Below are 18,893 nucleotides of genomic sequence, written 5' to 3' on the forward strand. Positions count from 1 at the left end.
CCCGCCGGCCGCGGGCGGGTCAGAGCTCCTCCTCCATCCGGATCGCCCTGCGCAGCTCCTCGGCGGCCTCCTCCGGGCGGTCGCCCTCCCGCTGGTCGAGCAGCGCGGCGGCGATGCTGTCGAGCTTGCGCTGGATGGCGTGCTCCGCGCGGCGCTCGGAGTTCTTCAGCAGGGCGAGCAGCAGCAGGTTCACGGAGGTCATGATGTCGCTGACGAGCAGCTGCCAGCTGATGGCGAGACCCGAGAGGTGCACGGCGACGAAGGCGGCGACCAGGGCCAGGCAGAAGCACATGAACGCCAGCGAGCTGGTGAGGTTCGAGGCCGCCTCGGCGAGCCGTTCGAACCAGCCCCGCCCGTTGCGGGAGCGCTCGGCAGGATGCGTCATGGACACGGGAGAACTCCGACGCCCGCGCGGTGCCCTTCACCACGCTTCCGGCCCGGGTACCCGTCACCGCCCTCTTCATCCGCAGCCGAGCCGGCGAGCCCGCGTCCCCTTCCGGGCGGGCGGGAACCCGTTCGGGTGGATGCCCGCGGCCGGGGACGGCGGGCGGTCGCCGGGGGCCGATGATGGAGCCATGCCTGGAGCGGACGCAGAGGTGCCGGTGCTGATCGTCGGCGGGGGACCGGTCGGGCTCACCGCGCGGGCGCTGCTGGGGCGCTGGGGGGTGCCGTCCCTGCTGGTCGAGAAGCACCGGGAACTGTCCCCGTTTCCGCGGTCCCGCCTGGTCAACGTGCGGTCCATGGAGATCTTCCGCCGGCTCGGGGTCGCCGACAGGATCACGGCGGACGCGTTCGCGCCCGAGTACGGCCGGGTGCGCTTCCGGGACACCCTGTGCGCCCCCGACTTCGCCGGCGCCGCGATGGTCGGGGTACGCGCGGCGGTCGCCGAGAGCCCGGTCGTCGGGGTGGTCACCTCGCAGGACCGGCTGGAGCCCACCCTGCTCGCCGCCGCCGGGGGAGAGGTGCGGTTCGGCACCGGGCTGGTCGCCCTGGAGGAGGACGCGGAGGGTGTCGTCGCCGTGCTCGCCGACGGCACACGCGGCGCGCGGACCCGCGTCCGGGCCCGGTACGTGGTCGCCGCCGACGGCGCGAACTCCACCGTCCGCGAGCGGCTGGGCATCGCCACCACCGGCCCCGGAGCACTCGGCGACTACACCACCGTCGTGTTCGACGCCGACCTGGCCCCCTGGTGCGCCCACCAGCCCGCCGGGGTCTACTTCACGGCGTTCGGCACCTTCACCCCGCTCTACCCGGAGGGCGGCTGGGCCTGGTTCGGCCCCACGCCCGACGGCGACGGGCGGCCCGACTGGTCCGGCCGCGTGTCGCACGCCCTGGGCGCCGGTGCCGACGTCCGTGCCGACGTGGTGCGGGTCCAGCACTGGTCGATGACCGCCCACGTCGCCGAAGGCCTCCGGCGGGGCCGGGTCCTGCTGGCCGGCGACGCCGCGCACGCGGTCCCGCCGATCGGCGGCCTCGGCATGAACGCCGGCGTCGCGGACGCGCACAACCTGGCCTGGAAACTGGCCGGCGTGCTGCAGGGCTGGGCCGAACCCGCCCTGCTGGACACCTACGAGACCGAGCGCCTGCCGGTGGCCCAGGAGACCCTCCGCCAGGCGGTCGCCAACACCCACCTCCTGCTCCAGGTGCAGAACCTGCGCAGGGAGCAGTTGCGCAGCGGCTCCTCGGCACCGGTCGAACTTCCCTGGTCGGAAAGGTACTTCGCACAGCTCGGCCTGGTGCTCGGCACCGTGTACGACTCCGCCGCCGTCCTCGGCGAAGGCGAAGGCGAAGACGGAGGCGACGGCGATGGCCGCATCGGAGTCCCCGGCACCGAGTACGTGCCCGCCGCGCGGCCGGGCCACCGGCTGCCCCACCACTGGCTCACCCCGGACCGCTCCACGCTCGACGCGCTCGGCGAGTGGTTCACCGTACTGACCCCGGACCCCGCCCGCTGGCGCCGGCACACCACCGGCCCCTGGCCGTTGCGCGTCGAACCGCTGCCCGGCGACCACGCCGACCGGTACGGCCTGCGCCCGCACGGCGGCGCGCTGCTCGTCCGCCCCGACGGTCACATCGCCGCCCGCTGGGACGCACCCCCGCCGGCCGGCCCGGCCCTGCGCGAGGCCCTGACCGCCGTCACGTCGTGCGCGGCGCGGCGGTGCTCTCCCTGACGACCAGGCGGGCCGGGACCAGGTCGGTGCCGGGGCGGGAGTCGTCGCCGGTGCGGATCTGGCGCAGGACGCCCTCCACGCAGCGGCGGCCGACCTCGGCGAAGTCCTGGCGGACGGTGGTGAGGGGCGGGATGAAGAAGGCCGCGTCCGGGGTGTCGTCGAAACCGACCACACTGATCTCCGCGGGCACGGACCGGCCCCGTTCGTGGAAGGCACGCAGCAGGCCCAGGGCCATCTGGTCGTTGGCCGCGAACACGGCGGTGCAGTCGGCTTCCTCGGCGAGCGCGAGCCCCGCCGCGTAACCGGACTCGGCCGACCAGTCGCCGCGCAGGAGCCCCGGAACCGGGCACCCGGCCTCCGTCAGCACCGCCCGCCAGGCCTGGGCACGGCGCTGGGCCGCGTACGAGGACTCGGGACCCGCCACATGCCACACCGTCGGGTGGCCCAGGTCCAGCAGATGCCGTACGGCCCCGCGCGCGCCGTCGGCCTGGTCCGTGTCGACCACGCCGTAGCGGTCCCCGGCATCCGAGTCCACGACCACCACATGGACGCCGGGCGGCAGTTGCACGGTGGCGCTGTCCAGCAGATGGATCTCCATGATGACGATCACGGCGTCCACCGCCAGCTCGCCCATCCGCGTGAAGGCGCCCAGCACGTTGTCCTGCGTGGCCACGTCGATGGGGATGAGGGTGATCGCGTAGCCCTCGGCCGCCGCATGCGTGGCGATCGCCTCGACGGTGCGGCTGCTGCCCGTGGAGGAGAGGCTGAACAGGATGACGCCGATGGTGTTGAAGCGGCCGTAACGCAGGGCGCGGGCCGCACTGTTGGGCCGGTAGCCGAGCTCCCGCATCGCGGCCAGCACCTGCTCGCGGGTGGAACCGACCACCCCGGGATGCCCGTTGGAGACCCGCGAGACCGTCTGCGAGGAGACGCCGGCGAGTTCGGCGACGTCCGCCATGGAGACACCCTGCTTGCGGCGTCCGCCGGGCACCCCGGAACCACTCCGCCGCGCACCGCCCCCGGCCGGTGCGGCCGGCCGCTCCGGCTCGTTCAGCACCATCGCCCCACCCCTCAAATCTCCTTCATGCACGGGAAGTCGGGACCGGGAATCTTGACGGCCCGAGGAGCGGGTGCCACGATTCCGACGCTTTCGAGTTTACGTAAACATCGCCCCGTGACCAGCCCCTGCGGAGATCCCGCGGGCAGGTCGGCGGAGGCGATGTTCACGTGAACATGCCGCGTCGATGTTTACGTGAACACGCGCTCGGGCCCGCGGGCCCCCGCGTCGAGCCGCCGTCTTCCGAAAGGGCACGTTGATGCGCAAGACTCCCGCCAGAACCCGGATCGCCCCCCGCACCCGTGCCGCCCTCGCGGCCGTCGCGATCGCCGCGGTCGGCGCCACGACCCTCACCGGCAGCCCGGCCGCCGCCTCCGCTGCCGCACCGGGGCACGGCACCAGCCAGTTCAGGGGCGTCAACTGGGCCGACCCACGCGACAACTACGCCGACGACCCCGTGGTCCTCTCCGGCCTGTCGCTCTCCGACAGCTACGCCCAGACCTACGCCAAGGCGACGCGGGTGATCGCGGCCTTCCGCGCCAACCTCGGGGCCAACACCGTACGGCTGCCCATCAACCCGTACACGGTGAACGGCTCCTACTGGACGTCGTACCGCGGGGTCATCGACGCGGCCTCCGCGCAGGGCTTCAAGGTGATCGTCTCCTACTGGGAGGGCACCGGCGCCGACAAGGACGGGTTCATCGACGACGAGGCCACCTACTGGCCCATGTGGAACACCGTCGTGAAGGCCTACCGGCACGACCCGCACGTCTACTTCGAGCCGATGAACGAGCCGCACGGCTACACCGACGCCCAGTGGGCCGACCTGGCGGCGAAGTGGCTGGCGACCTACCCGTCCGTCCCGCACGACCGCGTCTTCGTCAGCGGCGCCGGCTACAACGACCACGTCACCACCGTCTGCGCCGACCCGCGCCTGAAGGGCACCTACCTCTCCCTCCACCACTACGGCTTCTGGAAGAGCTACGCCACCTACGACCAGTGGGTGGCCGATCTGAAGGACCGGCTCGGCGACTGCGCGAACCGCACGGTCGCCGACGAGTTCGGTGCCCCCATGACCACAGGCCTCGACTACGACAAGCCCGCTCCAGACGACAACTCCGTCAACTTCGTCCAGGCTGACACCGACACCTTCCGCAAGCTCGGCATGGGCTCGGTGTACTGGCCCGGCCTGCGCACCGACGACACGTACTCGATCCAGAAGCTGATCGGCGACGCCTCCCGCCCCTGGCTGGCCACCACCAACCAGTCCGGCGCCGACCGCCTCGCCTGGGCGTGGGGGCGCGGCAGGCCGGTGACCGGCTGACCCTGGCTCTGGGGCGGCTGCCGTGCAGCAGGTGGCTCGGCAGCGCCCCGAAAGGGCGCCGGGGGTACCCCCGGCCGAGGGCCGGGGGAGGAACTGCGCGACCAGTTACGACGGCGCTGCGGACGAACGACGGCGGAGCGCTGCGGGCTAAAGGCGGAGCACATACGTAAGTCCCGGTCCACGGGACAGCCGCGTCTCCCCGGTCACCGTGAACCCCGTCCGGGCGAGGACAGCCCGCGACGCCGCGTTGCGGAGGTCGGCTGCGGCCCGCAAGGTGGTCAGCCCGTAGACGTCGACGGCACGTCGGCACACCTCCCGTACCCCCCACGTGGCGAGCCCCCGCCCGGCGGCCCGCTCCGCGATCCGGTACCCGAGGTCGGCCGCGCCGTCCGCGACGTCCACCAGGTTGACCCGCCCCAGCACCTCGTCGGCCGGGTCGACCAGCACATGGAAGTAGCAGGTCCCGGCCTCCTGCTCGGCCAGCAGCGCCCGGTGCCGTTCGTCGAACCGGGCGAAGTAGTCGTCGCCGCGGTCGGGGATGGCCGCCGCGAAATAGGCACGGTTCTCCAACTCGAAGGCGAGCAGCGCCGAGGCGTGCTCCGGGCGGAGCAACTGGAGTTCGGGCATGGGGAGGACGGTAGGCACCCCCGCCGTCGGCCCGCCAACGAATTACGGCTTGCGCAGGTCCTTCACCCGGCGGAGCTTGCCGAGCGAACGCTCCAGCGTCTCCGGTTCGACGACCGCGACCTCCACGGTGACCCCGACGCCGTCCTTGATGCCCTGGGCGATGGTCCGCGTCGCCGCCTCACGGTCGGCGGGGCCGGCGTCGGGACGGGCCTCCACCCGGACCGTCATGTGGTCCATCCGGCCGCGCCGGCTGATCTGGATCTGGAAGTGCGGGGCCACCCCCGGCGTCCGCAGCACGATCTCCTCCACCTGGCTGGGGAAGACGTTGACGCCCCGGAGGATGATCATGTCGTCGGACCGGCCGGTGATCTTCTCGATCCGGCGGAACCCGGGACGCGCCGTGCCCGGCAGCAGCCGGGTCAGGTCGCGGGTGCGGTACCGGATGATCGGCAGCGCCTCCTTCGTCAGCGAGGTGAAGACCAGTTCGCCGCTCTCGCCCTCCGCCAGCACCTCGTCGGTCAGCGGGTCCACGACCTCCGGGTAGAAGTGGTCCTCCCAGACGTGCAGCCCGTCCTTGGTCTCCACGCACTCCTGCGCCACCCCGGGTCCGATGACCTCGGACAGCCCGTAGATGTCGACCGCGTGGATGTCCAGGCGCTCCTCGATCTCCCGGCGCATCTCCTCCGTCCACGGCTCCGCGCCGAAGATGCCGACCTGCAGGGAGGTGGAGCGCGGGTCGACGCCCTGGCGCTCGAACTCGTCGAGCAGGGTCAGCATGTAGGAGGGCGTGACCATGATGATCTCGGGCCGGAAGTCCTGGATGATCTGCACCTGGCGCGCGGTCATGCCGCCGGAGGCGGGGATCACCGTGCAGCCGGCGCGCTCGGCGCCGTAGTGGGCGCCCAGGCCGCCGGTGAACAGGCCGTAGCCGTAGGAGACATGGACCTTGTGCCCGGGGCGGCCGCCGGCGGCCCGGATGGAGCGGGCGACGACGTCCGCCCACATGGACAGGTCGTTGTCGGTGTAGCCGACCACGGTGGGGCGGCCGGTGGTGCCGCTGGAGGCGTGCACGCGCCGCACCTCGGACATCGGCACCGCGAACATGCCGAAGGGGTAGGTGTCCCGCAGGTCCGCCTTGGTCGTGAAGGGGAAACGGGCGAGGTCAGCGAGGGTGTGGCAGTCGTCCGGACCCACACCGGCCGCGTCGAACTTCTTGCGGTACAGCTCCACGTTGTCGTACGCGTGCCGCAGCGTCGTGCGCAGCCTGGTGAGCTGGAGCGCCTCGACCTCCTCGCGGGACATCCGCTCGGCCTCGTCCAGCAGGGCCTCGGGAAGCGGCTCTCCCCGGCGGGTGCCCCTCGGTTCGGGCGCGATCACTTCGCTGCTCATTGCGGCTCCTCATTCTGCGTGCGCAGCGTGCGACTGCGGCCGCGGAACTCCGCGATCACCTCGTCGCCGCGCACGACACTCACGTCGTAGACACCGCTGCGGCCGAACCGGACCCGCTCCCGCGCGGTGGCGACGAGGACGTCGCCCTCGTAGGCGGGCGCGACGAAGTCGATGTCGGCGCCGGCGGCGACCGTCACCGGCCCGTGGCTGTTGCAGGCGCAGGCGAACGCCGTGTCGGCGAGCAGGAACACGTGCCCGCCGTGGGCGATCCGGTGTCCGTTGACCTGCGAGGCGGTCACGGTCATCCGCAGCACGGCCGTCCCCTCGCCGTGCTCCAGCAACTCGATCCCCAGCCGCCGGGAAGCCTCGTCCGCGGCGAACATCGTCTCGACGGGGCCAGGTGTCGTCCCGGGTACCTGGATCGTCATTTCCACCACCTTGTGAACCGACCGAACATTCGGTTAGCGTGCGGTTCGGCCAAGGTAATCCAGCACCACACCTGCATGTCAAGAGGCGGAGCGAAGGCCGCGGAGGCGCCCGCGCCACCCCGTCCGACGCCGCCTTCGCCACCAGCCGCCTGGCCGCCCCGCAACCGCGGCGACCCGTCCACCCCGAAGCCGAGGAGACCGCCCGATGCCCGACGTCTACCTGATCGACGGGGCCCGCACCCCGCAGGGCCGCCACGGCGGCGCACTCGCCGCCGTACGGCCGGACGATCTCGCCGCCCTCGTCGTCGGCGAGGCCGTCCGGCGCTCCGGTGTCCCCCGCGAAGCCGTGGACGAGGTCGTGCTGGGAGCCGCGAACCAGGCGGGCGAGGACAACCGGGACGTGGCCCGGATGGCGGTCCTGCTCGCCGGGCTGCCGCACACCGTGCCCGGCTACACCGTCAACCGTCTGTGCGCCTCGGGCCTCACGGCAGTCGCCTCGGCGGCCCAGGCGATCCGCGCCGGGGAGGCGGATCTCGTGGTCGCCGGGGGAGTGGAGTCCATGACCCGGGCGCCCTGGGTGATGGAGAAGCCCGGCACCCCCTGGGCCAAGCCCGGGCAGGTGCACGACACCGCCCTGGGCTGGCGCTTCACCAACCCGCGCTTCACCGCCGCCGACCGGGACGTGCCCGCCGACGCCGGACCCGAGGCGGTCAAGGTCACGCTGTCCATGGGGGAGACCGCGGAAGAGGTCGCCGCCCTGGACGGCATCACCCGCGCCGACTCCGACGCCTTCGCCCTGCGCAGCCACCAGCGGGCCGTGGCCGCCCAGGAGGCGGGCCGCTTCGACCGTGAGATCGTGCCGGTCCCGGTCCGTGACGGCGAGGTCGCCCGGGACGAGGGCCCCCGCCCCTCCACCACCCTGGCGAAGCTGGGCTCCCTGCGCACCGTCTTCCGCGCGGACGGCATCGTCACGGCGGGCTCCTCCTCACCGCTGTCCGACGGCGCGGCCGCCCTGGTGGTCGCGAGCGCCGAGGCGGTCGAGCGGTACGGCCTCACCCCGCGGGCCCGGATCGTCGCCTCGGCCTCCGCCGGTGTCCAGCCCCACCTCATGGGGCTCGGCCCGGTCCCCGCCACCGAGAAGGCTTTGGCCCGCGCCGGCTGGCAGACCGGCGACCTGGACGCCGTGGAGCTCAACGAGGCCTTCGCCGCCCAGGCGCTGGCCGTGATCCGCCGCCTCAAGCTCGACGAGGACAAGGTCAACGCCGACGGCGGCGCCATCGCCCTCGGTCATCCGCTCGGCTGCTCCGGCGCCCGCATCCTGCTCACCCTGCTCGGCCGCCTCGAACGCGAGAACGGCCGCCGCGGCCTGGCCACGCTCTGCGTGGGGGTCGGCCAGGGCGTGGCACTCCTTGTGGAGCGGGTGTGACCACTTCCCCGTCCTACGACACCCTCCTGGTCGAGGAGCGCGCCGACCGGGTCGTCGTCACCCTCCACCGGCCCGAGGCCCGCAACGCCATCAGCGGCCGGATGATCAGCGAACTGCACCAGGTCTGCGAGCGGCTGGAGCAGGACCCCAGACTGCTGCTCCTGACCGGCCACGGCGGGGTCTTCGCGGGCGGGGCCGACATCGCCGAGCTGCTGGAGCGCGGCCGGGACCAGGCGCTGCAGGGCATCAACAGCCGCCTCTTCGAGCGGGTCCGGCGGCTGCCCATGCCCACGCTGGCGGCCGTCGAGGGCTGGGCCCTGGGCGGCGGGGCCGAGCTGGCCTACGCCTGCGACCTGCGGATCGCCGGCCCCGGTGCCGTCTTCGGCAATCCCGAGCCCGGCCTCGGCATCCTCGCGGCGGCCGGCGCCTGCTGGCGGCTGCCCGAACTGGTCGGGGAGTCGGTCGCCAAACAGATCCTGCTCGCCGGCCGCACCCTCGACGCACCGGCCGCGCTCGCCGCGGGCCTGGTCATCGACGTCGTCCCGGCGGAAGAGCTGCTCACGGCGGCCCATGCGCTGCTCGACCGGATGGCGCGCTCCTCGGCCACCGCCCTGCGGCTGACGAAGCTCGTCGTCGACTCGCCGGGCGCCCACCCGGTCGCCGACGACCTGGCGCAGGCCGTGCTCTTCGAGGGGCAGGACAAGAAGGACCGTATGACGCGCTTCCTGGCGAAGAGCGCCTCCAGGAACGCGTCCACGAACACGTCGGACAACCCGGAGCAGGAGAGGAGCCGCGCATGACATCGGCACCCAGGACCGTCGCGGTCATCGGCGGCGGCCGGATGGGCGCGGGGATCGCCCAGTCCTTCGCCACCGCCGGCTCGGCCGTCACCGTGGTGGAGAGCGGCACGGAGGCCGCGGCCGCCGTACTGGAGCGGATCGGCGGCAGCCTGCGGCGGGCCGCGGAGCGGGGCCACCTGACGGAGGACGCGGAGCAGGTCGCCGGCCGGGTGGCCGCCGTACCCACGGTGGCGGCGCTGCCCGCGGACGCCGAGCTGGTGGTGGAGGCCGTGCCCGAGGACGCGGCGCTCAAGGCCCGCCTCCTGAAAACCGCCGAGGACGCCGTGGGCGACACCGCCGTCCTGGCCACCAACACCAGTTCCCTGTCCGTGACCGACCTCGCCGCGGTTCTCCGGCGCCCGGAGCGCTTCCTCGGCATGCACTTCTTCAACCCGGTGCCCGCCTCCGCCCTCGTCGAGATCGTCGTCGCCCCGGGCACCGCCCCGGGCACGGTGGAGTCCGTCCTGGAATGGACCGCGGCGCTGGGCAAGCAGGACGTCGTCGTCAGGGACTCGCCCGGCTTCGCCAGCAGCCGGCTCGGGCTCGCCCTCGGGCTGGAGGCGATCCGGATGGTCGAGGAGGGCGTCGCCGCGCCCGAGGCCATCGACGACGCCATGCGGCTCGGCTACAAGCACCCCATGGGCCCGCTGCGCCTGACCGACCTGGTCGGGCTCGACGTACGGCTCGCCATCGCCGAGTACCTGCACGCGACGCTCGGTGACCGCTTCGCCCCGCCGCGGCTGCTGCGCGACAAGGTGGCCCGCGGCGAACTCGGACACAAGACGGGACAGGGCTTCTACACGTGGTGACCGCGGCTGCCCGCGGCTCCTCTCCCGAGCCCACGGCAGCCGCAGTGCTCACCGCACTGATCGGCGTAGCCCCTTGCCAGACCGGGGAGGGCGCACCTTATGATGAACCGAACGAATGGTCGGTTGGGAGTTGGTGGAGATGACTGAAGCGGCCGGAAGGGACACCGGGCCCGATCTGGAGTCCCACTTCGAGACGACGATCTCGCGGGACCAGCGGATCGAGCCGCGCGACTGGATGCCGGACGGCTACCGGAAGACGCTGATCCGGCAGATCGCCCAGCACGCGCACTCGGAGATCATCGGCATGCAGCCGGAGGGCGAGTGGATCACCAGGGCGCCCTCGCTGCGCCGCAAGGCGATCCTGTTCGCCAAGGTCCAGGACGAGGCAGGCCACGGCCTGTACCTGTACTCGGCCGCCGAGACCCTGGGCATCGACCGCGCGGAGCTCACCGAGCGCCTCCTCGAAGGCCGCCAGAAGTACTCGTCGATCTTCAACTACCCGACGCTCAGCTACGCGGACGTCGGCGTCATCGGCTGGTTCGTGGACGGCGCGGCCATCTGCAACCAGGTCCCGCTGTGCCGCAGCTCGTACGGCCCCTACGCGCGCGCGATGGTGCGGATCTGCAAGGAGGAGTCCTTCCACCAGCGGCAGGGCTACGAACTGCTGATGACCATGATGCGCGGCACCGACGCCCAGCGCGAGATGGTGCAGGACGCCGTGGACCGCTGGTGGTGGCCGTCCCTGATGATGTTCGGCCCGCCCGACACCGACTCGCCCAACTCCGCGCAGTCGATGGCCTGGAAGATCAAGCGGCACAGCAACGACGAACTGCGCCAGCGGTTCGTCGACATGACCGTGCCGCAGGCGGACAGACTCGGCGTGAGCCTGCCCGACCCCGAACTGCGCTGGAACGAGGAGCGCGGCCGGCACGACTTCGGCACCCCCGACTGGTCCGAGCTGAAGGAAGTCATCAGCGGCAACGGCCCGTGCAACGCGGAGCGCATGGAGCGCCGGCGGTCCGCCCACGAGGAAGGTGCCTGGGTGCGTGCGGCCGCCGGCGCCCACGCCGCCAAGCAGGCCGCCCGAGCCCGCGAGGAGGCAGTGGTATGAGCGACACCGGGAACTGGCCCCTGTACGAGATCTTCATCCGCGGCAAGCGCGGCCTCAACCACGTCCACGTCGGCTCGCTGCACGCGGCCGACGACCAGATGGCCCTCACCCACGCCCGCGACCTCTACACCCGCCGCAACGAAGGCGTCAGCATCTGGGCCGTGCGCTCCGAGCACATCGCCGCCTCCACCCGGGACGAGAAGGACCCCTTCTTCGACCCCAGCGCCGACAAGGTCTACCGCCACCCGACCTTCTACGACATCCCCGACGATGTCCCGCACATCTAGGAGCCGGTGATGAGCGACGACCACGTCTACCTGAGCCTGGCCGAAGGGCACGACGACAGCGACGCGCGCTGGGCGTTCGGCACCGGCTTCGAGGACCCGCTGCACGGCGTCGACACCGCCGTGCCCGCGGGCGTCGACGCCGCCGCACTGGCCGCGAGCTGCCTCGCGCTCGGCGACGACGCCCTGGTCCTGGCCCAGCGCCTCGCCGAATGGGTCACCCGCGCCCCCGAGCTGGAGGAGGAGGTGGCGCTGGCCAACATCGGCCTCGACCTGCTGGGCCAGGCCCGGCTGCTCTACTCCCGCGCCGGCCAGACCGACGGCACCGGCCGCACGGAGGACGCCTACGCCTACTTCCGGGACGCCGCCGAGTTCCGCAACGTACGCCTCGCCGAACTCCCCAACGGCGACTTCGCCTTCTCCGTCCTGCGGCTCCTGGTGTTCGCGAGCTGGCGGCTCGCCCACTTCACCGGACTGGCCGCCGCGCCCGACCCGGTGCTCGCGGCGATCGCGGCCAAGGGCGTCAAGGAGCTCACCTACCACCGGCAGTACGCCGCCGAGTGGGTCGTACGCCTCGGCGACGGCACCGAGGAGTCGCACGCCCGGATGCTGACCGCCCTGGAGGCGCAGGCCCCGTACTGGGAGGAGCTGTTCGCCGCCCACGACGTGCGCGACGCGGTGCTGGCCGATCTCCACCAGGTCCTCGACGCGGCCGGACTCCCCGTGCCGGCTGCCCCTTCGCTGCCCGGCCAGGGCCGCAAAGGCGAGCACACCGGCCATCTCGCCCCGCTCCTCGCCGAGTTGCAGAGCGTGGCCCGCGCCCACCCGGAGGCGACGTGGTGACCGTCCTGACCGACGCCCGGCGGGCCCGGCACATCGCCGAACAGGTGCCCGACCCGGAACTCCCCATGCTCACCCTCGCCGACCTCGGCGTGCTGCGGGAGGTCACCGTCGAGCCGGACGGCACGGTGGTCGCCGACCTCACCCCGACCTACTCGGGCTGCCCCGCCATGGCCGAGATGCGCGCCGGGGTCGCCGCCCGCCTGCGCGACGCCGGCTTCGGCCGCGTGGAGATCCGCACGGTCCTCGACCCGCCGTGGACCAGTGACTGGATCACCCCCGAAGGGCGCCGCAAACTCGCCGACCACGGCATCGCCCCGCCCAACGCCGCGCCCCGGCGCCCCGCGGGTCCCGTCCCGCTGGACCTGTCGCCGACCCGGCGCACGGTTCCGTGTCCCCGCTGCGGATCGGCCGCCACCGAGGAGACCTCCCGGTTCGCGGCCACCTCCTGCAAGGCGTTGTGGCGCTGCCTCAGCTGCCGGGAGCCGTTCGAGTACGTCAAGGAGATCTGATGGCAGAGCTGACGGCACCGACCGCCGGTGCCCCCGCGACGACAGCACGCCGGCGCCGCCCTGCCTTCCATCCCCTGCGCGTCGCCGCCGTCCAGCCCCTGTGCGAGGACGCGGTGGCGGTCACCTTCGACATCCCCGACGCCCTCGCGGCGGAGTTCGCCTTCGGCCCCGGCCAGTCCCTCACCCTCCGCCGCGAGGTCGACGGACGCGACGAGCGGCGCTCCTACTCGATCTGCTCGCCGGCCGGCACCGCGCCCCGCATCGGCGTCCGCGAGGTGCCCGGCGGACTCTTCTCCTCCTGGCTGGTCCACGAGGTGCGCCCGGGCGACACCGTCGAGGTGATGGCCCCCACCGGAGCCTTCACCCCCGACCTCACGGTCCCCGGCCACCACGTGCTCATCGCGGCCGGCTCCGGCATCACCCCCATGATGTCCATCGCCGAGTCGGTCCTCGCCGCCGACGACCGCTCGACGGTGACGCTGTTCTACGGCAACCGCCGCACCGACACCGTGATGTTCGCCGACGAACTCGCCGACCTGAAGGACGAGTACCGCACCCGCTTCCACCTCGCCCACGTCCTCTCCCGCGAACCCCGCGAGGCCGAACTCCTCTCCGGCCGCCTCGACGGCGACCGCCTCGGGGCGCTCATCGACGGCCTGGTCGACGTCGAGGGCGCCGGCCACTGGTGGCTGTGCGGCCCGCACGGCATGGTCGTCGACGCGCAGAAGGTGCTCGCCGGACTGGGCGTCCCCGCCGGCCGGATCCACCAGGAGCTCTTCTACGCCGACGAGCCGATCGAGCCCGTCCGCCACCAGGACGCGGTGGCGACCGGCCCGGCCAGCGAGGTCACCGTCACCCTGGACGGCCGCTCCACCACCGCGCGCCTCCCGCGCGAGCGCACCATCCTCGACTCGGCCGCCCGCCTCCGCCCGGACCTCCCCTTCGCCTGCAAGGGAGGCGTCTGCGGAACCTGCCGCGCCCGCATCACGGACGGCGAGGCCGACATGCGCCGCAACTACGCCCTGGAACCCGCCGAGGTGGACGCCGGCTACGTCCTGACCTGTCAGTCCTACCCGGTCTCCGAGTCGCTGACCGTCGACTACGACAGCTGACCGGCCCCGGCGCGGAAATCCGTGGCGCCCCGCTCGGGCCGGCCGATAGCCTCCGCCCGAGCGCAGCCGAACGGCTGACCGTGAAGGGAGCCAGGCATGGGGACCGGCCGACTGGGCGTGCTGCTGGACCAGTTCGACGTCACCAGGGAACGGGCCCAGGTGCGGCTGACCGGGCTCGGCGACGAGGAGTACCTGTGGGAGCCGGTGCCCGGCTCCTGGTCGATCCGGCGCCGGAAGGAGGCGGCGACGCCCAGGGCGTACGGCCCCGGTGACTGGGTCCTCGACAAGGGCGCGCCCGACATCCCGGCCAGCGAGTACGCCGAGGTGGCCCGGCAGGTCGCCGCGGGCATGACGGTCGCGAAGATCGCCGACGACTGGAGCGTCAGTGTGCAGCGGGTCGAGGAGATCCTCGCCGACACCGCCCCGCCGGAGCCCGACCGGACCGCGGTCACCACCATCGCCTGGCGGCTCGGGCACCTGCACTCGGGCTTCGCCGCCCGCTGGGAGTGGACCTTCGGCACCCGGCGGCAGGACCCCGCAGAGCTCGTCGACTTCACACCCGTCGCGGCCCTGGCCCTCGACCGCTTCTGGGCGGACGTGGACCGCTGGCGGGCCGACGTCGCCACCGTGACCGACGAGCAGCTCGACACCGTCGGCTTCTCCCAGTACCCGTCCGGCTCCGATCCCGACGACCCCTTTGTCGACGTGGTGAGCAACACCAATCTCGAACTCATCCACCACATGGCCGAGGTCGCCCTGCTCCGCGACCTGTGGCAGGCCCGCCGCCCGTCCTGAGCGCGCCCCGAAGGGGCGCGAGGAACTGCGCGACCAGCCACGACGGCGCCGCAGTCGACCGACGGGCCGTCGCGGCACGTCCAGCGGAGCGGCTAGTCCCGCGCCGGATCCGCCCGCACCAGGCCCATCACCTGTTCCACCACCTCGTTGTCCAGGCTGGGCGTGGTCAGCGGAAGGTCGTCCGGGCGCTGCCGCAAGCCGTTCAGGAGGATCTCGATGTAGCGGCGCCAGATGTCGGGCCGCCGTCCCTGGGTGAACTGGGCGGCGGCGATGAGCATCTGCTGCATGACGGGGATGTCGGAGGCGGTCACCTCCGTGCGCAGCTGCCCGCTCTCCTGGGCCCGCCGGATCAGCGCCTCCAGGTAGGGGAGCATGCCCCCGCGGGCCGTCTCGAAGGGCTCGGAACTGTGGCTCCCCAGCATGATCACCTCGTGCAGGCCGCGGTTCTCGGCGAGGTCGGCCGTCATCGTCATGAGGAAGTCGACGAGCCCCTGCCAGGGATCGGGGTGGGTGAGGGCCTGTTCCGCGGACTCCTGCCGCATCGCGAGGTCCTGCTCGAACACGGCCCGTACCAGAGCCTCCTTGGTGGGGAAGCGCCGGTACATCGTGCCGACGCCGACCCCGGCGTGCTTGGCCACGTCGTCGAGGGTCACCGCGAGGCCGCGCCAGCCGAAAACCTCCCGCGCCGCGTGCACGATCCGTTCCCGGTTGCGGGCGGCGTCGCGCCGCAGGGGGCGCTCGCCGTCCTTCGGCGTACTCGCGGGGGGACGCTCGGGCATGCGCACATGGTAGCCCTGTGGATCATGTGCGCCGAGCCCTGCGGCCCTGGTCAGGATCCGCCGCGCTCGCGCGGGATCTTCTGCCCGGCCTCGACCGCCACCGGCAGCCGGTTCTCGGCGGGCGGCAGCGGGCAGGTGGCCAGGTCCGTGTAGGCGCACGGCAGGTTCGCGGCGCGGTTGAAGTCCAGGACCACCGTGCCGTCGGCGGCGGGCGGTCCGACGGACAGGGACCGGTTGGCGGCGTAGGTGGTGACCCCGGAGGTCGCGTCGGTGAACAGCACCATCAGCCCGCCCGGACCGTGCCCGGGGAACGCGGTCAGGGACAGCTGCCGCCCCGCCAGCTCGAACTCGATCCGGCCCGGGGCGTCGTAGACGTGCTCGAGGCCCTCCACCGCGGCGCCCACCGTGGTCGGCCGCGGCTCGTCGAAGGGGACGTACCGGCCCGTCACGGCCCAGCGCGGGTCGGGGGCGTAGGCGGGGGTTCCGGTGAAGGCGGTGCGCAGCGGGGCGTCCGGGTGCCGGGGGCGCACGATGTCGTTCCCGCCGCGCTTGGCGACCTCGATCACGGCGTCGCCCCAGACCGCGTCGACACCGCCGCGCTCGGGAAGCACGCTGAAGTGGTGCTCGCCCCGGACCGGCGTCCCGTCGACGACCAGCTCCTCGCCGTCGTCCAGGGTGACGACGACCCCGTCGGGGCCGGTGCGCCAGGCGCCCGGGGCGTCGGGGAAGCGCTGCGGGCGGTCGTCGAGCCAGTGCAGCCCGGTGATGGCCAGGAACCCGTGCGGAGCGGAGATCCGGGCCTCCTGGGCGCGGTGCCAGTCCTGCCAGCTCTCGGTGAAGACCTGGAGATCCGTGGTGGTGGCCTCAGTCGTCATGCGTCCGTCCTCTTTCGTCGGGCGAGGCTCTGCAACAGCCGTACCAGTCAGAACGAGGGTCGACGAGGCCGCATTCCGGTCCGCGTGTGACAGCTTCTTGTCAGCCATGTGTCGTGGGGACCCGGGTCCCGCAGCCGGGCCCCGGACTCAGGCCCGAGGTTCAGGACGCGGGCTTTCGGGAGCGGCAGCAGCGGTGTGCCGTGCCGGCGGACGTCCGGGAGACAGGGTTCGGCCGTGAGGCGGATCGACTGACGGCCGAACCCCGTCGACCCGCAGCCCGGATGCGCGGGCAACGGCCGGATGTCCCGGTCCGGGTGCCGACCGGCCCGGACCGGATTCGGGAGACGGGTGCCGTGCGTGCTCCGGCGGCGTCGTCGCCTCCGTGTCCTCTCACCCAAGCGTCCCGCAGTGGGCCGATGACGGACAGGTTCGGCCGAACGGCGGACAGTAACCGACATGCCGCCCTGGTCGTCGACTCGATGCGCTGTGATGACCTGATTCATCGCAACCGGCGGGAGGGGGCGGACATGGGCGCGTTTGCCGAGTCGGGTCTGGCTTGTGCGGCGGCCGGAGCGGACCGGGAGGCCTGCCGGTGCGGCGCCGGCGTCGGCGCGGACGGGCCGAAAGCCGCCGAGGAAAGGTTCCGCGGCCTGCTGGAGGCGGCACCCGACGCCATGGTGATCGTGGACGACACCGGCACCATCAGGCTCGTCAACGCCCAGACCGAGGCCCTCTTCGGCTACGGGCGCGAGGAACTCCTGGACCGTCCGGTCGAGTTGCTGATGCCGCACCGCTTCCGTGGCCAGCACACGATGCACCGGGGCGGGTACGCGGCCAACCGCCAGGTCCGGCCGATGGGCGCCGGGCTCGATCTGCACGGCCTGCGCAAGGACGGCACCGAGTTCCCCGTCGAGATCAGCCTCAGCCCGCTGGAGACGGCGGACGGGCTGCTGGTCTCCGCCGCCGTCCGGGACGTCAGCGACCGCAAGGCGGCCGAGGCCCGCATCAACGAACTCGCCGCGCTCGTCGAGTCGTCCCAGGACGCGATCCTCGCGAAGACCCTCGACGGCTACATCACCTACTGGAACGCGGCCGCCCAGCGGCTGTACGGCTACACGGCCGAGGAGGTCATAGGCCGGCACGTGTCGCTGCTCTCCCCGTCCGAAATGCGCGGCGAGATCAGCGCGCTCCTGGAGCGGCTGCTGCACGGCGAGAAGGTCGAGCACTTCGAGACGCTCCGGGTGACCAAGGACGGCAGCCTGCTGGACGTGGACGTCACACTCTGGCCGACCAGGGACACGGACGGCACGGTCGTCGGGGCGTGCGCCATCGTGCGGGACATCAGCGACCGCAAGCGCGCCGAGGCCGAACTGACCGCGCTGTACGAGCAGCAGCGGCACATCGCGCTCACCCTGCAGCGCAGCCTCATGGGCACGCCACCCGCGATCCCCGGCCTGGCCACCGCGAGCCGCTACCGGCCGGCCACGCAGGGCGCGGGCGTGGGCGGCGACTGGTTCGACCTCATACCGCTGGGCGCCGGCCGCGTCGGCGTCCTCATCGGGGACGTGATGGGCCGCGGCCTCGAAGCCGCCGCGGTGATGGGCCAGTTGCGCTCGGCCGCGCACGCGCTGGCCAAGACCGGCATGCAACCCCGGCAGCTGATGCAGGCCCTCGACACCTGCGTCCAGGACCTCGACGTGCCGGACCAGCTGGTGACCTGCTGCTACCTCACCATCGCCCCGGACACCGGCACGGTGACCGTCTGCTCCGCCGGTCACCTCCCCACCTTGGTGGCCACCCCCGGCGGCACCGTCGGCAGACTCCCGGCACAGGTCAACGCCCCGCTCGGGGTCGGTGACATCCTCTACGAGCAGTCCTCGACGTCCGTACCGCCGGGCGCCACCCTCATCCTCTACACCGACGGCCTGGTCGAGACGCCCGGCAGCGACATCGAGGGCCGGATCGCCGAACTCACCTCGGTACTCGGCGGGTTCTTCACCGCCCCACCGAGTCTGGAAGCCGCCGCCGACCACGTCCTGTCCCGGCTGCTGCCGGAGGCCGACAGCCACGACGACGACGTGACGCTCCTGTTCGCCCAGCTGCCGGCCGCACCCCCGGCGGCCGTCACCACCGACCTTCCGGCCATCGCCTCCTCCGTGCCCGAAGGCCGCGCGTTCCTGAGCAAGGCGCTGCTCTCCTGGGACTGCACCGGCCCGGTCGACGAGGCTCTCCTGCTGCTGTCCGAGACCCTCACGAACGCCGTGCAGCACGCCGAGGGCCCCATCGGGCTGCACCTGTGCCGCACCGCCACCGACCTCACCGTCGAGGTCAGCGACCGCAGCCCGCACCTGCCGCAGCCCCGTATCGCGGCCGGGGACGAGGAGTCGGGCCGCGGTCTGTTCCTGGTCCGCACCCTCGCCGACACCTGGGGCGTGCGCCCCACCGACGAGGGCAAGACGACCTGGTTCACGCTGAAGCTGTGACGCGGCGCCGTCGGCATACCCGGGGATGGCCG

Annotated in this window: 19 protein-coding genes; 12 read left to right on the forward strand and 7 right to left on the reverse strand. The window is 72.9% G+C overall.

Annotation, left to right across the window (positions count from 1 at the left end):
• Positions 1-19: 19 nt before the first annotated feature.
• Positions 20-385 carry a low affinity iron permease family protein gene (locus ACFY0K_RS04705; RefSeq protein ID WP_390638581.1) on the reverse strand — a complete coding sequence of 122 codons (366 nt, stop codon included), beginning with the start codon at positions 383-385 and terminating at the stop codon, positions 20-22.
• Positions 386-575: 190 nt separating this feature from the next.
• Here ACFY0K_RS04705 and ACFY0K_RS04710 point away from each other — a divergent pair, with 190 nt between their 5' ends.
• Positions 576-2,171 (forward strand): FAD-dependent monooxygenase, encoded by a 1,596-nt coding sequence (locus ACFY0K_RS04710; protein WP_390638582.1) that lies wholly within the window; start codon positions 576-578, stop codon positions 2,169-2,171.
• On the opposite strand, the gene ACFY0K_RS04715 is transcribed toward ACFY0K_RS04710, so the two are convergent.
• Positions 2,137-3,231, reverse strand: coding sequence for a LacI family DNA-binding transcriptional regulator (locus tag ACFY0K_RS04715; protein ID WP_390638583.1), 1,095 nt, complete (start codon positions 3,229-3,231; stop codon positions 2,137-2,139). The genes ACFY0K_RS04710 and ACFY0K_RS04715 overlap by 35 nt on opposite strands.
• A gap of 256 nt (positions 3,232-3,487) precedes the next feature.
• Here ACFY0K_RS04715 and ACFY0K_RS04720 point away from each other — a divergent pair, with 256 nt between their 5' ends.
• Complete coding sequence (locus tag ACFY0K_RS04720) at positions 3,488-4,552, forward strand: glycoside hydrolase family 5 protein (protein ID WP_390638584.1); 1,065 nt, start codon at positions 3,488-3,490, stop codon at positions 4,550-4,552.
• 147 nt (positions 4,553-4,699) lie between these two features.
• On the opposite strand, the gene ACFY0K_RS04725 is transcribed toward ACFY0K_RS04720, so the two are convergent.
• The 3 genes from ACFY0K_RS04725 to paaI are packed head-to-tail and all read right to left on the reverse strand — an operon-like array spanning position 4,700 to position 6,996.
• Positions 4,700-5,179 (reverse strand): GNAT family N-acetyltransferase, encoded by a 480-nt coding sequence (locus ACFY0K_RS04725; protein ID WP_390638585.1) that lies wholly within the window; start codon positions 5,177-5,179, stop codon positions 4,700-4,702.
• A 42-nt stretch (positions 5,180-5,221) separates the two neighbouring features.
• Entirely contained in the window at positions 5,222-6,568 is a 1,347-nt protein-coding gene (gene paaK, locus ACFY0K_RS04730) for a phenylacetate--CoA ligase PaaK (protein WP_390638586.1), read from the reverse strand.
• Positions 6,565-6,996, reverse strand: a complete 432-nt coding sequence (gene paaI / locus ACFY0K_RS04735; protein WP_390638587.1) for a hydroxyphenylacetyl-CoA thioesterase PaaI — start codon at positions 6,994-6,996, stop codon at positions 6,565-6,567. The genes paaK and paaI overlap by 4 nt, the downstream gene beginning before the upstream one ends.
• 205 nt (positions 6,997-7,201) lie before the next feature.
• Here paaI and ACFY0K_RS04740 point away from each other — a divergent pair, with 205 nt between their 5' ends.
• The 9 genes from ACFY0K_RS04740 (at position 7,202) to ACFY0K_RS04780 (ending at position 14,724) form a co-directional block, all read left to right on the forward strand.
• Positions 7,202-8,422: a thiolase family protein gene (locus tag ACFY0K_RS04740; protein ID WP_390638588.1), complete on the forward strand. Its 1,221-nt coding sequence runs from the start codon at positions 7,202-7,204 to the stop codon at positions 8,420-8,422.
• Entirely contained in the window at positions 8,419-9,222 is an 804-nt protein-coding gene (locus ACFY0K_RS04745; protein WP_390638589.1) for an enoyl-CoA hydratase/isomerase family protein, read from the forward strand. The genes ACFY0K_RS04740 and ACFY0K_RS04745 overlap by 4 nt, the downstream gene beginning before the upstream one ends.
• A complete protein-coding gene (locus ACFY0K_RS04750; protein ID WP_390638590.1) occupies positions 9,219-10,070 on the forward strand; it encodes a 3-hydroxyacyl-CoA dehydrogenase family protein in 852 nt (283 codons plus the stop codon). Before ACFY0K_RS04745 ends, ACFY0K_RS04750 begins: the two co-directional genes overlap by 4 nt.
• A 139-nt stretch (positions 10,071-10,209) precedes the next feature.
• A complete protein-coding gene (gene paaA, locus ACFY0K_RS04755; RefSeq protein ID WP_390638591.1) occupies positions 10,210-11,181 on the forward strand; it encodes a 1,2-phenylacetyl-CoA epoxidase subunit PaaA in 972 nt (323 codons plus the stop codon).
• On the forward strand, positions 11,178-11,468 hold the full coding sequence (gene paaB, locus ACFY0K_RS04760; RefSeq protein WP_093507257.1) for a 1,2-phenylacetyl-CoA epoxidase subunit PaaB: 291 nt from the start codon (positions 11,178-11,180) through the stop codon (positions 11,466-11,468). Before paaA ends, paaB begins: the two co-directional genes overlap by 4 nt.
• Before the next feature lie 9 nt (positions 11,469-11,477).
• Positions 11,478-12,308: a 1,2-phenylacetyl-CoA epoxidase subunit PaaC gene (gene paaC, locus ACFY0K_RS04765; RefSeq protein ID WP_390638592.1), complete on the forward strand. Its 831-nt coding sequence runs from the start codon at positions 11,478-11,480 to the stop codon at positions 12,306-12,308.
• Positions 12,302-12,817: a 1,2-phenylacetyl-CoA epoxidase subunit PaaD gene (gene paaD, locus ACFY0K_RS04770; RefSeq protein ID WP_390638593.1), complete on the forward strand. Its 516-nt coding sequence runs from the start codon at positions 12,302-12,304 to the stop codon at positions 12,815-12,817. The genes paaC and paaD overlap by 7 nt, the downstream gene beginning before the upstream one ends.
• Positions 12,817-13,929, forward strand: coding sequence for a 1,2-phenylacetyl-CoA epoxidase subunit PaaE (gene paaE, locus ACFY0K_RS04775; RefSeq protein WP_390638594.1), 1,113 nt, complete (start codon positions 12,817-12,819; stop codon positions 13,927-13,929). Before paaD ends, paaE begins: the two co-directional genes overlap by 1 nt.
• Positions 13,930-14,025: 96 nt before the next feature.
• Positions 14,026-14,724 (forward strand): DinB family protein, encoded by a 699-nt coding sequence (locus tag ACFY0K_RS04780; RefSeq protein ID WP_390638595.1) that lies wholly within the window; start codon positions 14,026-14,028, stop codon positions 14,722-14,724.
• Positions 14,725-14,816: 92 nt separating this feature from the next.
• Here ACFY0K_RS04780 and ACFY0K_RS04785 read toward each other — a convergent pair whose 3' ends face one another.
• Both ACFY0K_RS04785 and ACFY0K_RS04790 read right to left on the reverse strand, forming a co-directional pair.
• Complete coding sequence (locus tag ACFY0K_RS04785) at positions 14,817-15,503, reverse strand: TetR/AcrR family transcriptional regulator (RefSeq protein WP_390638596.1); 687 nt, start codon at positions 15,501-15,503, stop codon at positions 14,817-14,819.
• A 50-nt stretch (positions 15,504-15,553) separates the two neighbouring features.
• Entirely contained in the window at positions 15,554-16,378 is an 825-nt protein-coding gene (locus ACFY0K_RS04790; protein WP_390638597.1) for a DUF1684 domain-containing protein, read from the reverse strand.
• Positions 16,379-16,905: 527 nt separating this feature from the next.
• On the opposite strand from ACFY0K_RS04790, the gene ACFY0K_RS04795 reads away from it, so the two are divergent.
• On the forward strand, positions 16,906-18,861 hold the full coding sequence (locus ACFY0K_RS04795; RefSeq protein WP_390638598.1) for a PAS domain S-box protein: 1,956 nt from the start codon (positions 16,906-16,908) through the stop codon (positions 18,859-18,861).
• The last annotated feature ends 32 nt before the right edge of the window (positions 18,862-18,893 follow it).

Origin of the sequence: Streptomyces sp. NPDC001507 (assembly GCF_042894765.1) — a bacterium.
Classification (GTDB): domain Bacteria; phylum Actinomycetota; class Actinomycetes; order Streptomycetales; family Streptomycetaceae; genus Streptomyces.

Excerpts from the sequence above, each read along its gene's own strand:
- ACFY0K_RS04705 (WP_390638581.1), bottom strand. The coding sequence starts at position 385 with ATGACGCATCCTGCCGAGCGCTCCCGCAACGGGCGGGGCTGGTTCGAA.
- ACFY0K_RS04710 (WP_390638582.1), top strand. The coding sequence starts at position 576 with ATGCCTGGAGCGGACGCAGAGGTGCCGGTGCTGATCGTCGGCGGGGGA.
- ACFY0K_RS04715 (WP_390638583.1), bottom strand. The coding sequence starts at position 3,231 with ATGGTGCTGAACGAGCCGGAGCGGCCGGCCGCACCGGCCGGGGGCGGT.
- ACFY0K_RS04720 (WP_390638584.1), top strand. The coding sequence starts at position 3,488 with ATGCGCAAGACTCCCGCCAGAACCCGGATCGCCCCCCGCACCCGTGCC.
- ACFY0K_RS04725 (WP_390638585.1), bottom strand. The coding sequence starts at position 5,179 with ATGCCCGAACTCCAGTTGCTCCGCCCGGAGCACGCCTCGGCGCTGCTC.
- paaK (WP_390638586.1), bottom strand. The coding sequence starts at position 6,568 with ATGAGCAGCGAAGTGATCGCGCCCGAACCGAGGGGCACCCGCCGGGGA.
- paaI (WP_390638587.1), bottom strand. The coding sequence starts at position 6,996 with ATGACGATCCAGGTACCCGGGACGACACCTGGCCCCGTCGAGACGATG.
- ACFY0K_RS04740 (WP_390638588.1), top strand. The coding sequence starts at position 7,202 with ATGCCCGACGTCTACCTGATCGACGGGGCCCGCACCCCGCAGGGCCGC.
- ACFY0K_RS04750 (WP_390638590.1), top strand. The coding sequence starts at position 9,219 with ATGACATCGGCACCCAGGACCGTCGCGGTCATCGGCGGCGGCCGGATG.
- paaA (WP_390638591.1), top strand. The coding sequence starts at position 10,210 with ATGACTGAAGCGGCCGGAAGGGACACCGGGCCCGATCTGGAGTCCCAC.
- paaB (WP_093507257.1), top strand. The coding sequence starts at position 11,178 with ATGAGCGACACCGGGAACTGGCCCCTGTACGAGATCTTCATCCGCGGC.
- paaC (WP_390638592.1), top strand. The coding sequence starts at position 11,478 with ATGAGCGACGACCACGTCTACCTGAGCCTGGCCGAAGGGCACGACGAC.
- paaE (WP_390638594.1), top strand. The coding sequence starts at position 12,817 with ATGGCAGAGCTGACGGCACCGACCGCCGGTGCCCCCGCGACGACAGCA.
- ACFY0K_RS04780 (WP_390638595.1), top strand. The coding sequence starts at position 14,026 with ATGGGGACCGGCCGACTGGGCGTGCTGCTGGACCAGTTCGACGTCACC.
- ACFY0K_RS04785 (WP_390638596.1), bottom strand. The coding sequence starts at position 15,503 with ATGCCCGAGCGTCCCCCCGCGAGTACGCCGAAGGACGGCGAGCGCCCC.
- ACFY0K_RS04790 (WP_390638597.1), bottom strand. The coding sequence starts at position 16,378 with ATGACGACTGAGGCCACCACCACGGATCTCCAGGTCTTCACCGAGAGC.
- ACFY0K_RS04795 (WP_390638598.1), top strand. The coding sequence starts at position 16,906 with ATGGGCGCGTTTGCCGAGTCGGGTCTGGCTTGTGCGGCGGCCGGAGCG.